Origin of the sequence: Bacteroides cellulolyticus (genome assembly GCF_025567135.1) — a bacterium.
GTDB lineage: Bacteria > Bacteroidota > Bacteroidia > Bacteroidales > Bacteroidaceae > Phocaeicola > Phocaeicola cellulolyticus.
Genome location: NZ_JAOQJJ010000002.1, coordinates 70,841 through 84,454, shown reverse-complemented (window position 1 = coordinate 84,454; position 13,614 = coordinate 70,841). Strand labels below are relative to the sequence as shown.

The window sequence follows — 13,614 nt, the reverse complement described above, 5'->3', positions numbered from 1 at the left end:
TTATTGTATGTACATTTGCACCATCATTACGCAAGCATCGAAATGGAAAACAGAATAGCAAAATACATCAATGTGAACGGCAGTCTGATGGATCTGGAACATCCCAGAGTTATGGGAATACTGAACGTTACCCCTGACTCTTTTTATGCCGGAAGCAGAAAGCAATCGGAAGAAGACATCTTGCAGAGAGCTAGACAGATAATTGACGAAGGTGGAGAGATTATAGACATCGGCGCATATTCGTCAAGGCCTGACGCACAGAATATATCAACGGAAGAAGAGGCAGCAAGACTGAAAAAGGCTCTCACTTTATTAAATAAGGAGATGCCGGAAGCTGTGATTTCCGTAGATACATTTCGCGCGGATATAGCAAAGATGTGTGTGGAGGAACATGGAGTAGCAATCATCAATGATATATCAGCAGGAAACATGGACGACAGGATGATGCCTATTGTGGCAAAACTGGGAGTGCCGTACGTAATGATGCACATGAAAGGAACACCACAGAACATGCAGAAAAATCCTGAATACGACAATGTGGTGAAAGAGGTGATGTATTATTTCTCCGAAAAGGTACAGAAAATGCGCGACCTTGGCGCAAAGGATATCATCATCGATCCGGGATTCGGTTTCGGAAAGACTGTGGAACACAACTATATCCTTATGGACAAGCTGGAAGAGTTCCAGATATTCGATCTTCCTATACTTGTGGGAATATCAAGAAAATCAATGATATACAGACTTCTGGGCAATACTCCTGAAGACGCGCTGAACGGAACAACCGTACTAAATACCATTTCGCTGATGAAAGGCGCGAACATACTGAGGGTGCACGACGTGAAGGAAGCCTGCGAGGCGGTGAAGATATATTGTAAGTTAATTATTAATTCTTAATTATTAATTATCAAAATGCCATTCGATTTAAGCATAATAAGCCTGAAAGACATACTGGACATACTGCTGGTAGCCTTTATACTGTATAAGACATACAAGGTTATGAAATCGTCGGGTACGATAAACATTTTTATCGGAATACTGGTGTTCATCATAATCTGGATTATAGTATCGCAGGTATTGCAGATGCGACTGCTGGGTTCTATATTCGATAAGCTGGTAAGCGTGGGAGTGATAGCACTGATTGTGCTTTTTCAGGACGAGATAAGGCAATTCCTTCTTACTCTAGGTTCAAGATACCGCTCGAACAGTCTGTTCAGGTTTCTGAAAGGAAAGAAATACAACGACAGCGACAAGAACGACATTATGCCTATCGTCATGGCATGCCTGAGCATGGGCAAGGGAAAAGTGGGAGCCCTAATAGTGCTGGAGAAAGATGTTCCGCTGGACAACATAGTGATGACGGGCGATGTGATAGACGCCAATATCAACCAGCGTCTGATAGAAAACATTTTCTTCAAGAACAGTCCGCTGCACGACGGGGCAATGATAATAAGCGGCAAGAGGATTAAGGCCGCCGGATGTATCCTGCCTGTATCGCACAACCTTAACATACCCAAGGAGCTGGGATTGCGTCACCGTGCGGCTCTGGGAGTATCGCAGGAGACAGACGCGCTTGCCATAATCGTATCGGAAGAGACAGGAGGAATATCAATAGCCTACAAGGGTGAGTTCTACCTCAAACTTAACGCCGAGGAACTGGAAAGAATGCTGACTAACGAATACATCAATCAAGCATAAGGCTTATATGGGCTTCCATATCCCGGAACAGCCAGGAAGGCATGTTGTTGATATGCAGCCTGAAACGTTCCGTATCACAAGAGATATCGTTTCCGCTTATTTTACGGCATACACCGCCGTCGGATATAAGATATAAACCGTTGTTTTCGGGAATGACGCTGTCACCGTAAATCTCGACATACCTGCCTGCCATCCTGCCGGACATAAGTCCAAGCATTCCGTAAGCGTTTATCACACGCACCATGCCGCAAGGTGACGGTTTTACTATCTTCAAACCGGGATAATGGCGGGATATAAAACCTAGCATGGCCGTTTCCGACTGATTATCTACAGACAGAAGTTCCTTTATGACTATACGGTCTTCGTCTGCTATCAGTAGCACTACAGAACGGATATTACCGTTTTTATCATTGGCATACCATACCTTGCCTCCGGAAAGAGCCAGATCGGCAAGGACTATATTCATATCCTGAAAAGGATGAAGTATGCTTGCATGATATGTTGATAACTGTCGGTTTATAAAGTCGCATACTTCAGAACATTCGTTTTTCAACAGGTCTAACTCATTAAATATCAGTTCTGTTTTAAAGTTATCAACAGTTTTGCACATACCTGTTAATAACTTTTCATCCTGTTGAAAACATATTTCGTAACCGGACTTGGAATAATAGCTCACCAAGCCTTCATTGGCAGGTATAAGGACAGAAAGGTACTTGCCGTCTGCATACATTTTCCTGTGCGCCTCATCAAGAAGACGCGACATCAGACCTCTGGAACGGAAATCGGGATGAGTACATGCTCCGGATATATATGCCACCGGTATCACGGCACCGTTAAACCGCATGGGATACGGTATCCGCTGGAGTGCGGACACTACCCTACCGTTTTCCGTAATGGCACTGTTTATTTCGTCTGTATATCTTGAAGAGAAATACAGTGCGACGAAATCGTCCGAATCGTCCGGGAAGCAAAGTTTCCACAGAGACTTTACCTGCTCTTTCATTTCAGTTCCAGTTTATATTTCTCAAGAAGCAAATGCGGCTGATAAGAGAGTTTTGCCTTGCGCAATCCCTCCAGACCGAGATCTTCTTCCCTGTTTATATATATGTATTGTTCGGGAATAATCTTTGCGAACTCATGATTTATCATGGCGTATGCGCCTTCGTAGTCGGTGTCGGCTTTTTCCACACATGTATCGAAAGTCTCATTATTGACAGGGGCTCCATAGGTAAAGGCCACAATCTTGCCCTCAACCGTCAGCACTCCGCCCATGATATCAAGTTCTTCAAAACTGCGTAATGCGGCGTTCATGGATTTTCGCTCGTTCTGCAGGGCTTCATCCTCACTGCAGTTGTTGGCACGACACCATAACGACTCAAGCTTTATACATTCCGGTATCAGCTCGCGGGTTAGAGGCTTGAACTCATATCCTGGATAATTGTTGCGGAACTTGTTTATATGGTTGCGCTTGGGTTGGAACTTCTTGCCTGACAGCGTAGATAAATCGGAACGCAGATACAGGTAATCGGAATAGTCACGGTCTGAAGTAAACACAAACTTGCCCGGGAAAAGACTTTCCAGCTCTTCGCAATTTTCCTTGCAGACACCATACATCACAAAAGGAATACCTTTCATCCGGGCATCCGACATAAGTTCTTCCATAACCGGTTTTATGTCGCCCTCACCTACAGGCAACATATAAGAGAGTTCCCCGTCAACATAAAATCTGAACAACAGGAAACCACCGTACTCGGCAATCTCGGTAAGATAAAGGAAACGCCAACTGTAGAGATTGGCAAATGTCAAATCGCAGTTACGACGCTTACTACGGAGAGTATATTTCTGTACTGTCTGTTTATCTTCTATATCAAGACGTCTGAATGAAAGCATAACATGTATATTAATAAAGACCTATCAAATGTAATATATAAGGTGAGAGCAATGCTGTAAGAATTCCGTTGAGAGTAAGTCCGAGGCTGGCATATGCTCCATACTTACCGCTTACCTCCATTGCGCGTGATGTTCCTACGGCGTGAGTAGCTGTTCCCATAGAAAGTCCCTGGGCTATAGGGCTGTGCACATGTCCCACCTGAAGCACCTTAAAGCCGAAAATGGCTCCGAACAGTCCGACTACTATCACTACAGCAGCTGTCAACGAAGGTATTCCACCTACAGCCGACGAAACTTCCATCGCTATAGGGGTTGTCACTGACTTAGGCGCAAGCGACATTATGACTTCGGGAGTGGCACCAAGCAACTTTGCTACAACTGTGACCGAAATCAGTCCTACTACACAGCCTGCCAACTGTGACAATATGATAGGGAGCAGCTGCTTCTTTATCATACGCAACTGCAGATAAAGAGGAACTCCCAATGCAACTACAGCCGGACGCAACCAGAACTCTACCAGAGAGCCGGCATCCTGATATTTTTCATACGAAACACCGCTTACATTGAGAAAGCAAATCAGCATTGCCACTGCCAAAAGGATAGGATTAAGCAACACCCATCCTGTCTTCTTCTGCAACAGTTTGGAAACGAAAAAGAAACCGAAAGTTATAGCCAGAAGAAAAAACTTATTTTCTAAAAAATCCATATTTGCGAACTATTTGATGAACCCAACCTGTTACTACCAACACTAAAACCGTACTTACCAATGTGGCTATCACTATAGGCCAGAACTGTGCCTGAATGATATCGAAATACAACATCAGGGCCACGCCTGAAGGCACAAAGAAAAAGCCGAGGTTTGCCACAAGAAAATCGGACAAGCCTTGAACCCATTCAAGCTTTACCCATCCTAATGACAAAAACAACGTGAGAAGCAACATGCCTATAATACTGGAAGGCAATTTTACACCGGTCAGGTAAACTACCAGTTCACCTAGAGCCATACATCCGAAAAGGATTGAACATTGACGAATCATACCTTAATTATACTATTGAAAACTGATGCAAATTTATGCAATAGCACAGAAAACATGCACTCGCATCTTCAAAAAAGCCTTTTATGTCCTTAAACATACATAAAATGACCTCTTTTGAGAAAAAAAGTTTGTATTTTGCAAACTAGATATTACAAAAATACGTATTTTTGCAGTGTGAAATAAAAAGACCGTTAACGCAAACGGCGATAAAGAGAATTACATTATATATTAAAATATAAATCAACATGGATTTAATTAGTCAAATCGTTGAACGCGCTAAAGCTAACAAACAGCGCATTGTTCTTCCTGAAGGAACTGAAGAACGTACTTTGAAAGCTGCCAATCAGATATTGACAGACGGTGTTGCTGACCTTATTCTTCTTGGTAACCCTGAAGAAATCATGAAATTGGCTCAGGAATGGGGCTTGGGAAACATCAATAAAGCTACTATCATCGACCCTGAGAACCACGAAAAGAAAGAAGCTTATGCCGAACTGCTTTTCGAACTCCGCAAGAAAAAAGGTATGACAATGGAACAGGCTCAGGAACTTGTAAAGAACCCTCTTTACCTGGGATGCCTTATTATCAAAGCCGGTGATGCTGACGGCCAGTTGGCTGGTGCACGCAATACTACAGGCGATGTTCTTCGTCCTGCACTTCAGATTATCAAAACTGCTCCGGGCATTACTTGTGTATCAGGAGCCATGTTGATGTTGACTCATGCACCTGAATGTGGTGACAACGGTGTATTGGTAATGGGTGACGTTGCCGTTACTCCTGTACCTGACGCTAATCAGTTGGCACAGATTGCAATATGTACAGCACAGACTGCACAGGCTGTAGCAGGTATCGACCCACGTGTTGCAATGTTAAGCTTCTCTACTAAGGGTTCTGCTAAACACGAAGTTGTTGACAAAGTAACTGAAGCTCTCAAGATAGCTAAGGAAATGGCTCCTGAACTGAAGATCGACGGTGAACTTCAGGCAGATGCCGCTTTGGTTCCACGTATCGGCGCAAGCAAGGCTCCGGGTTCAGAAATTGCAGGTAAAGCAAACGTACTTGTAGTTCCTTGCCTTGAAGTAGGTAACATCTCTTACAAGCTTGTTGAACGTCTTGGTCACGCTACAGCTGTAGGTCCTATCCTTCAGGGTATAGCACGTCCTGTAAACGACTTGTCACGCGGATGCAGCATCGACGACGTTTACAAGATGATTGCAATCACAGCCAACCAGGCTATTGCTGCAAAAGCACAGAATTAATAACAAACTTATCAAACATTATCTACAAGCACAAAGGTCTGTGCGCTGACCTTTGTGCTTTAATTACTTTTTTACTTATAGTATTATGAAAATATTAGTACTCAACTGCGGTAGCTCTTCAATCAAGTATAAACTGTTTGAAATGACTACAAAAGAAATCCTTGCACAAGGAGGTATTGAAAAAATAGGTCTTCCAGGTTCATTCCTTAAACTTACTCTTCCTAGCGGAGAAAAGAAAATCATCGAAAAGGATGTTCCTGAACACACTACTGGAGTTCAGTTTATATTTGATACATTGACAAATGCAGAATACGGTGCTGTAAAAAACCTTCACGAAATCAACGCTGTAGGCCACCGCGTACTGCACGGAGGAACAAAATTCAGCGGTTCTGTGCTTATTAACGATGCTGTAATAGCAGCTGTAGAAGAATGCTGCGACCTCGGTCCGTTGCATAACCCTGCAAACCTGAAAGGTATCTACGCTGTACAGCAGCTTCTTCCTGAAGTTCCACAGGTAGCTGTATTCGATACTGCATTCCACCAGACTATGCCTGACTACGCTTATCTGTATCCGATACCTTACAAATATTTCGAAAAATATGGTATCCGCCGCTACGGTTTCCACGGAACATCACACCGTTATGTATCAAAACGTGTATGCGAATTCCTCGGTATTCCTCAGGAAGGCAGCCGCATTATCACTTGCCACATCGGTAACGGTGGTTCTATCGCTGCTGTAAAAGACGGTAAATGTATCGACACAACAATGGGTCTTACTCCACTTGAAGGACTTATGATGGGTACACGTTGCGGTGACATCGACGGAGGCGCAATCCTTTATATGATGAAGAAAGAAGGTATGACTCCTGACGAAATGTCAAACCTGCTGAACAAGAAGAGCGGTGTTCTTGGCGTATTCGAAAAGTCAAGCGATATGCGTGAACTGGAAGACGCTGTAGCAAGAGGCGAAGAACGCGCTATCCTTACAGAAAACATGTACTTCTACCGCATTACAAAATATATCGGTGCATACGCAGCAGCAATGGGTGGTGTTGACGTAATCCTGTTCACAGGCGGTGTAGGCGAAAACCAGGCTACAGCACGTGCCGGTGTCTGCAAGACATTAGGATTTATGGGTGTTGAACTTGATCCTGAAAAGAACAAGGTACGCGGACAGGAAGCTATCATCTCTACAGAAAATTCCAAAGTGAAAGTAGTAGTAATACCTACAGACGAAGAATTGATGATTGCTACTGACACAATGAACATCCTAAATAATAAATAATAAGATATAGGAATATCCTAAAAGAGTTAAAAAAGAGGATACCTCATGGAAGGAATTCATTATCTTTGCCTCGGAAATGAGACAAGACGGATTCCGACAAGAGGTATCCTTTTTATTTTTTTTGTTGCCTGATTTCCACCTAAATCGAAAAACATCACATTATGAGCAAAAAAATTGTAACATTCGGAGAAATAATGCTCCGTCTCACTACACCGGACAATCTACGCATCCAACAGAGCCGTGACTTTCTGGTCAATTATGGAGGTAGTGAAGCCAATGTAGCTATATCAATTGCCAATTTCGGAGGAGAGGTAGAATACATAACACGTCTTCCGGACAATGCCTTGGGCGAAACATGTATAGCAGAGTTGCGTTCACACAATATCGGTACAAAACATATCCTGTTCGGAGGACACCGCCTTGGTACTTACTACATGGAAAAGGCAGCAGCCATGCGTAACTCGAAAGTTATTTACGACAGGGAGAACTCGGCATTTTCAGAGCTTAAACCGGGAATGATAAACTGGCGTGAAGTGTTCGAAGGAGCATCAATATTCCACTGGTCGGGTATAGACGCCGCACTTACTCCGGGACTTGCCGAAGTATGCAAGGAAGCGATAGGAGTGGCAAAGGAAATGGGACTGATCATTTCATACGACATCAACTATAGAAAAAATCTCTGGAACTACGGAAAAAGCGCACAGGAGGTTCTTCAACCTCTCATGAAAGACAGTGACATAATGTTCGGAAGCGAAGGAGAATATGCACTGGTTACAGGAATTCCTGCTCCCGGCTTCAAGGCAACCAGAAGCGGTGAAAAATACAATACGGAAGCGTATGAGAAATTCTGCAAGGAAATAAGCCGCCAGATTCCAAACTGCAAGTATATCTATATAGCTCTTCGCAATGTAATGAGTTCGGAACATCACACTTTTGCAGGTGTTCTTTATGCGAATGGAGAAATGAAATACAGCAGGGTGTTCGACATTGACAACGTGATAGACTGTGTAGGTGTAGGAGATGCATTCTGTGGCGCAATGCTATACGCACAGAGCGCTTTCGAAGACAATCAGAAGAGAGTTGACTTCTCTACAGCTGCTTCTGTATTGAAAAATACGATAGCCGGCGACTACAATATGGTGAAGGTGGCAGAAGTGGAAAGCCTCATCGCACGTCATGAAAGTGGTGAAGTGGCGCGCTAAAATAACAATCCCTATAAAAATAAAGAGGCTGTTTCCAGCCTCTTTATTTTTATAGGAGTTTTAAATTTTCTCACCATAAGCAAGGTCTCCGGCATCACCTAATCCGGGAACTATATACGAATGTTCATCAATGGCAGGATCTATTACGCCACACCACAACGAGACATCCTTTCCTTCGAAAAACTTCCTGATACGTTCCACTCCGGGACGGCTTGCTATTATACATGCAATGACAAGCTTCGCAGGAATACCTTTTGTGGTAAAGGCTCTCCATGCCAGTTCAAGGCTTTCGCCTGTAGCAAGCATAGGATCTACCAATATGACTGTCTTATTTGTCAAATCAGGTGTTGCGATATATTCTATCCTCACGTCAAGATCTCTATGATCCTTATCCTTATAATACCTGTAAGCCGAAACAAACGCATTTCCAGCCTTATCGAATATATTCAGGAAACCGGCATGCAAAGGAAGACCGGCTCTGAAAACTGTTGCTATCACTACATTGTCATCCGGCGTGCTGGCTTCGGCAATACCTAACGGAGTCTGGATTTTTTTCGTTGAATAATCAAGTGTTTTACTGATTTCGTAAGCCATCAACTCTCCTATCCGTTCAATATTCCTACGAAAACGCATTCTGTCATTCTGTACATTGACATCTCTTATCTCTGCGACGAACTGATTTAGTATAGAATTGGTTTCTGCAAGGTTTATAACTTTCATAAAAATAAGATTATATTATTATTGATATAACATTCTTATGTCTGAATTGTTCACAGACAGCCGTTAAAGTTGGGTTTCTCCTTCAATATACTGCTCCAGGAACATATTTTCTCCGTCAAAAACGGCATAAGAGAATTCCGTAATCCAATCACCAAGTATCATCATCCTTGATGTCCTTGAGAGCATCATATCGAACAATATATGTCTGTGACCGTAAATAAAGAAATTGATATCAGGATGAGTCTTGAGATACTTTTTTGTGAACAGAACCAACGGCTCCTTGTCTTCACCCATATATTCAGGCTCTTTTCCATCCTTGCGCTTCATGCGGCTATGCTTTGCCCATTCCAGACCAAAATCGACACTCCATCGCGGATGAAGCATTGAGAACAGCCGCTGCAATGTCTTGCTGTGGAACATCATGCGAAGGAATTTAAATTTCCTGTCATCATCGCCAAGCCCGTCGCCATGAGCCATGAAAAACTCCTTTCCATAAATCTCGCATGTCAACGGAGCACGATGTATAATCATTCCACATTCCTTTTCAAGATAGTCTCCACACCATATATCATGGTTGCCGATGAAAAAATGTACTTCCACTCCCCTGTCTGTAAGTTCAGAGACTTTTCCCAAGAAACGTGTATATCCTTTCGGCACTACTGTTTTGAATTCGTACCAGAAATCAAACATATCGCCCAACATATACACAGCGGCAGCCTTATCCTTGATACTGTCAAGAAAATTGACAAGCCTCCTTTCCTGAGTACGGGCGTGAGGTATAGCCCGCGAGCCCAGATGGGCGTCGGAAATGAAATATATATTTTTCATCTCATCCATAGTTATACCCTTTTATAGTTTATATAATTACATGAAGCCCAATTCCAATTTGGCTTCTTCAGTCATCATGTCCTTGTCCCATTCAGGCTCGAACACCAGATTTACCTGGGCTGATGTCACTCCGTCAACCGACTCTATCTTCTGCCTTACGTCCTCCATTATGAAATCAGCGGCAGGACAGTTTGGTGCGGTAAGAGTCATATCAATGGTCAGCTCGCCGTTTTCCTGAAGGTCTATCTTGTATATAAGCCCCAAATCGTAAACATTTACCGGGATTTCAGGGTCATATACAGTTTTCAACATATCAATTATCCTCTCTTCTATTTTGAGTTTTTCTTCGCTATTCATATATTTAAATCAAATAATATTTACAGTGCAAATATACGCAAAGAGATGCGCAGAAACAAATAAATCTTTATTTCCATCATAATCTGCCTTCATCCGCATAGCTGTAGTAGGCTCCGTCGGTCACTATCACATGATCGAGCATACGGATGTTCATCACCTTGGATGCCTGAAACAATGCCTGTGTAAGCCTGTCGTCATCCGTACTAGGACGGACATTACCCGACGGATGATTGTGGGTGAGTATCATGGAAGTGGCGCGTTTCAGAAGTGCCTCACGCAAAATCACACGCACATCGACCTGTGTCGAGGCCAAACCTCCTTGACTTATACGGGTGATATCTATCACTTTAGATGCCTGGTTAAGGAACATCACCCAACATTCCTCTATCGGCAAGTCGCACATTATAGGATGGAAATAGGAGTATATATCTTCCGACGAGCGTATAGGTTTTCTTTCTTCCTGCTTCTCGTCCTTACGCCGCTTGCCAAGCTCGGATGCGGCAAGGATTGTTATGGCTTTAGCAGGCCCTATCCCTTTGAATTTACACAAATCCGATACAGAACATTTGCCCAGTGCGCTAAGACTATTATTATATTTGTCCAGGACCTTTCGCATGAGCTCCACTGCCGATTCGTCTGTATTGCCGGAACCTATGAGAATGGCAAGCAACTCGGCATTCGAGAGTGAAGAAGCACCATGCATCATCATTTTTTCGCGCGGACGGTCTTCTTCTGCCCATTGGTTTATAGATAGTCTGTCTGTCATTTATAGAAAGTCTTTTCGAATGCAGAGAACGAATCCTTTCCTTTCACACAGCGTTTCCACCATGCAATCAGAAATCCGCTTCCATATCCGGTTAGTTGGATAAACGATGAAAGTATGGAAATTGTACCGATTTTCAAACTTCTGTTCTGCACAGACGAATCGATAAATATAAGTAACGAAAAAAGCAATAACGGCGACACTCCGGCCACTACAAGCCATTTACCCCATGAATGCAATAAATCATGACTGCCGGGATCGGGAGTATAGGATGCCAACGACAACAAATAAATACCTCCCAATATTACAAGAACCAGAAAAACGACCCCTACTGTAAAGACTGCAGGCAACATGTGCACCAGCTTTAGTGATTCCGGGTATTTCTTATAAAGGTTTATACGGGCTATTCCGGAATTGTGAACCTGCTTGAAGAATTTCTTCATATCCGTTCTGCGCTTGTGCCAAACCCATGCTTCGGGGAACAGGCGACAGGTATATCCTCCCTTGAAAATACGTATGCTGAAATCTATATCTTCACCAAAACGCATGTCGGAAAATCCTCCCAAAGCCTTATAGACGTCGGCACGGATTCCCATATTGAAGCTACGGGGATAAAACTTGTCCATCTTCTTTTTTCCGCCGCGAATTCCACCGGTAGTGAAGAATGATGTCATTGAATAGTTTATCGCCTTCTGGGTATCTGTAAACGATTCGTGCGCACGGTCAGGACCTCCAAAAGCGTCGGCGGGCTCGTTTCTCAGCTCTTCTTCCACCGCTTTAAAATAATCAGGAGGAAGGATACAGTCAGAATCAAGGATTATAAGATACTCGCCGTGACTTCTTTCCGCGCCGTAGTTTCTGGACTTTCCGGGACCGGAATTTGGCTTCAGGTAATATCTGATATCCATAGATGCGGCATATTTGTCAACCACATCCTTACAAGGGACAGCAGATCCGTCTTCCACTATAATTACTTCAAAGTCGGTATAAGTCTGCTGCATAAGACTCTGAAGCAGTTCATCCACCTCGTCTGGACGATTATATACCGGTACTATAACTGAATATCGCATAATCTAAAAAATGAGTTATTTGCAAACTTACGTAAAAGTTTCGCAAAAATCAATTAGTCATTTCATTTTTATAACAACTGGACATCATGTTATAGGCATAAATTCACAAAAAGCCCGGGTATAAGAATAAATCTTCAAATACCCGGGCAATTGTGATTATTGTCAAAATACTAAAATTACTTCTGTCTGATAAAAATGTTTATCGGCGTTCCGCATAAGTTCCAACGCTCCCTCATCTTGTTCTCAAGGAAACGCTTGTATGGCTCCTTGACATACTGAGGCAGATTTGCAAAAAACACAAACGACGGAACCTGAGTGTTAGGCAACTGAGTGATATATTTTATCTTTATATACTTGCCTTTGTTTGATGGTGGCGGATAGGCCTCTATCAGCGGCAAGAGTTCCTCGTTGAGTCGTGCTGTTGGTATTCTTGTAGTTCTTGACATATAGACTTCCTTGGCAGCCTCCAACACTTTCAGAATACGCTGTTTTGTCAATGCCGAAGCAAATATTATAGGGAAATCAGTGAAAGGAGCAAATCTGTTACGGATTGCATCCTCATAGTTTTTCATAACCTTTACGGTCTTTTCCTCTACAAGGTCCCATTTATTGACAACCACAACAAGTCCTTTCTGGTTTCGCTGTATCAGGCTGAATATATTCAGATCCTGACCTTCAATTCCTCTTGTTGCGTCAAGCATAAGGATACACACATCCGAACTTTCGATAGAACGTATAGAACGTACTACAGAATAATATTCAAGATCTTCACTGATCTTATTTTTCTTTCTTATACCTGCTGTGTCAACAAGATAAAAATCGAAACCGAACTTGTCATATCTTGTGTATATCGAGTCGCGTGTAGTACCTGCTATTTCGGTCACAATATTTCTATCCTCTCCGATAAAAGCGTTTACTATTGAAGACTTTCCGGCATTCGGTCTGCCCACAATGGCAAATCTTGGAATGTCCTCATCATAAGTCTCGTCCGCTTCCTTCTTGAATTTCGATACGATAAGGTCGAGCAAATCCCCCGTTCCGCTTCCACTGATTGCAGAAATACAGTAAGGATCACCCAATCCTAATGAATAGAATTCAGCTGCATTATATTGCAAGTCGTTATTGTCAGTTTTGTTGGCAACGACAATTATCGGTTTCTTAGAGCGTCGCAGAATATCGGATACCTCCATATCCAAATCCGTAACACCATTCATTATATCAACCACAAACAAAATCACATCCGCCTCATCCACAGCCAGAAGAACCTGCTTGCGAATTTCTTCCTCAAAAATATCATCCGAGTTTACAACCCATCCACCGGTATCTACAATAGAAAATTCCTTTCCCAACCATTCAGATTTACCATACTGACGGTCACGAGTAGTTCCGGCCTGTTCATTCACAATTGCCTGACGAGTCTTTGTCAGACGATTAAATAACGTTGACTTTCCTACATTTGGACGTCCAACAATAGCTACTAAATTACCCATACTTATAATTATTTACGG

Annotated in this window: 15 protein-coding genes; 5 read left to right on the top strand and 10 right to left on the bottom strand. The window is 42.8% G+C overall.

All coding sequences use genetic code 11. The features are described from left to right. The first annotated feature begins 42 nt into the window (after positions 1 to 42). Complete coding sequence (folP, locus tag OCV82_RS03455; RefSeq protein ID WP_154043140.1) at positions 43 to 894, top strand: dihydropteroate synthase; 852 nt, start codon at positions 43 to 45, stop codon at positions 892 to 894. A 15-nt stretch (positions 895 to 909) separates the two neighbouring features. Then, complete coding sequence (gene cdaA, locus OCV82_RS03450; protein WP_154043139.1) at positions 910 to 1,695, top strand: diadenylate cyclase CdaA; 786 nt, start codon at positions 910 to 912, stop codon at positions 1,693 to 1,695. On the opposite strand, the gene OCV82_RS03445 is transcribed toward cdaA, so the two are convergent. The 4 genes from OCV82_RS03445 to OCV82_RS03430 are packed head-to-tail and all read right to left on the bottom strand — an operon-like array spanning position 1,682 to position 4,622. After that, a complete protein-coding gene (locus OCV82_RS03445; RefSeq protein WP_154043138.1) occupies positions 1,682 to 2,698 on the bottom strand; it encodes a GNAT family N-acetyltransferase in 1,017 nt (338 codons plus the stop codon). The genes cdaA and OCV82_RS03445 overlap by 14 nt on opposite strands. Then, a complete protein-coding gene (locus OCV82_RS03440; protein ID WP_154043137.1) occupies positions 2,695 to 3,585 on the bottom strand; it encodes a DUF2156 domain-containing protein in 891 nt (296 codons plus the stop codon). Before OCV82_RS03440 ends, OCV82_RS03445 begins: the two co-directional genes overlap by 4 nt. A 10-nt stretch (positions 3,586 to 3,595) precedes the next feature. Further along, positions 3,596 to 4,291 (bottom strand): LrgB family protein, encoded by a 696-nt coding sequence (locus tag OCV82_RS03435; protein ID WP_154043136.1) that lies wholly within the window; start codon positions 4,289 to 4,291, stop codon positions 3,596 to 3,598. Beyond that, entirely contained in the window at positions 4,272 to 4,622 is a 351-nt protein-coding gene (locus tag OCV82_RS03430; protein WP_154043135.1) for a CidA/LrgA family protein, read from the bottom strand. The genes OCV82_RS03435 and OCV82_RS03430 overlap by 20 nt, the downstream gene beginning before the upstream one ends. A 245-nt stretch (positions 4,623 to 4,867) precedes the next feature. On the opposite strand from OCV82_RS03430, the gene pta reads away from it, so the two are divergent. From pta to OCV82_RS03415, 3 genes are all read left to right on the top strand, one after another. Continuing rightward, entirely contained in the window at positions 4,868 to 5,881 is a 1,014-nt protein-coding gene (gene pta, locus OCV82_RS03425) for a phosphate acetyltransferase (RefSeq protein ID WP_154043134.1), read from the top strand. An 85-nt stretch (positions 5,882 to 5,966) separates the two neighbouring features. Next, positions 5,967 to 7,166 (top strand): acetate kinase, encoded by a 1,200-nt coding sequence (locus OCV82_RS03420; RefSeq protein WP_154043133.1) that lies wholly within the window; start codon positions 5,967 to 5,969, stop codon positions 7,164 to 7,166. Between the two features lie 161 nt (positions 7,167 to 7,327). Next, a complete protein-coding gene (locus OCV82_RS03415; protein ID WP_154043132.1) occupies positions 7,328 to 8,368 on the top strand; it encodes a sugar kinase in 1,041 nt (346 codons plus the stop codon). Positions 8,369 to 8,428: 60 nt separating this feature from the next. On the opposite strand, the gene upp is transcribed toward OCV82_RS03415, so the two are convergent. From upp to der, 6 genes are all read right to left on the bottom strand, one after another. Then, positions 8,429 to 9,088: a uracil phosphoribosyltransferase gene (gene upp, locus OCV82_RS03410; protein WP_154043131.1), complete on the bottom strand. Its 660-nt coding sequence runs from the start codon at positions 9,086 to 9,088 to the stop codon at positions 8,429 to 8,431. A gap of 63 nt (positions 9,089 to 9,151) precedes the next feature. Next, complete coding sequence (locus OCV82_RS03405; RefSeq protein ID WP_154043353.1) at positions 9,152 to 9,916, bottom strand: UDP-2,3-diacylglucosamine diphosphatase; 765 nt, start codon at positions 9,914 to 9,916, stop codon at positions 9,152 to 9,154. A gap of 36 nt (positions 9,917 to 9,952) precedes the next feature. Then, entirely contained in the window at positions 9,953 to 10,273 is a 321-nt protein-coding gene (locus tag OCV82_RS03400; RefSeq protein WP_154043130.1) for a metal-sulfur cluster assembly factor, read from the bottom strand. 76 nt (positions 10,274 to 10,349) lie between these two features. Next, positions 10,350 to 11,039 carry a RadC family protein gene (gene radC / locus OCV82_RS03395; protein ID WP_154043129.1) on the bottom strand — a complete coding sequence of 230 codons (690 nt, stop codon included), beginning with the start codon at positions 11,037 to 11,039 and terminating at the stop codon, positions 10,350 to 10,352. Further along, positions 11,036 to 12,106: a glycosyltransferase gene (locus OCV82_RS03390; protein ID WP_154043128.1), complete on the bottom strand. Its 1,071-nt coding sequence runs from the start codon at positions 12,104 to 12,106 to the stop codon at positions 11,036 to 11,038. The genes radC and OCV82_RS03390 overlap by 4 nt, the downstream gene beginning before the upstream one ends. A gap of 176 nt (positions 12,107 to 12,282) precedes the next feature. Beyond that, positions 12,283 to 13,596, bottom strand: a complete 1,314-nt coding sequence (gene der, locus OCV82_RS03385; RefSeq protein WP_154043127.1) for a ribosome biogenesis GTPase Der — start codon at positions 13,594 to 13,596, stop codon at positions 12,283 to 12,285. Positions 13,597 to 13,614 lie beyond the last annotated feature (18 nt).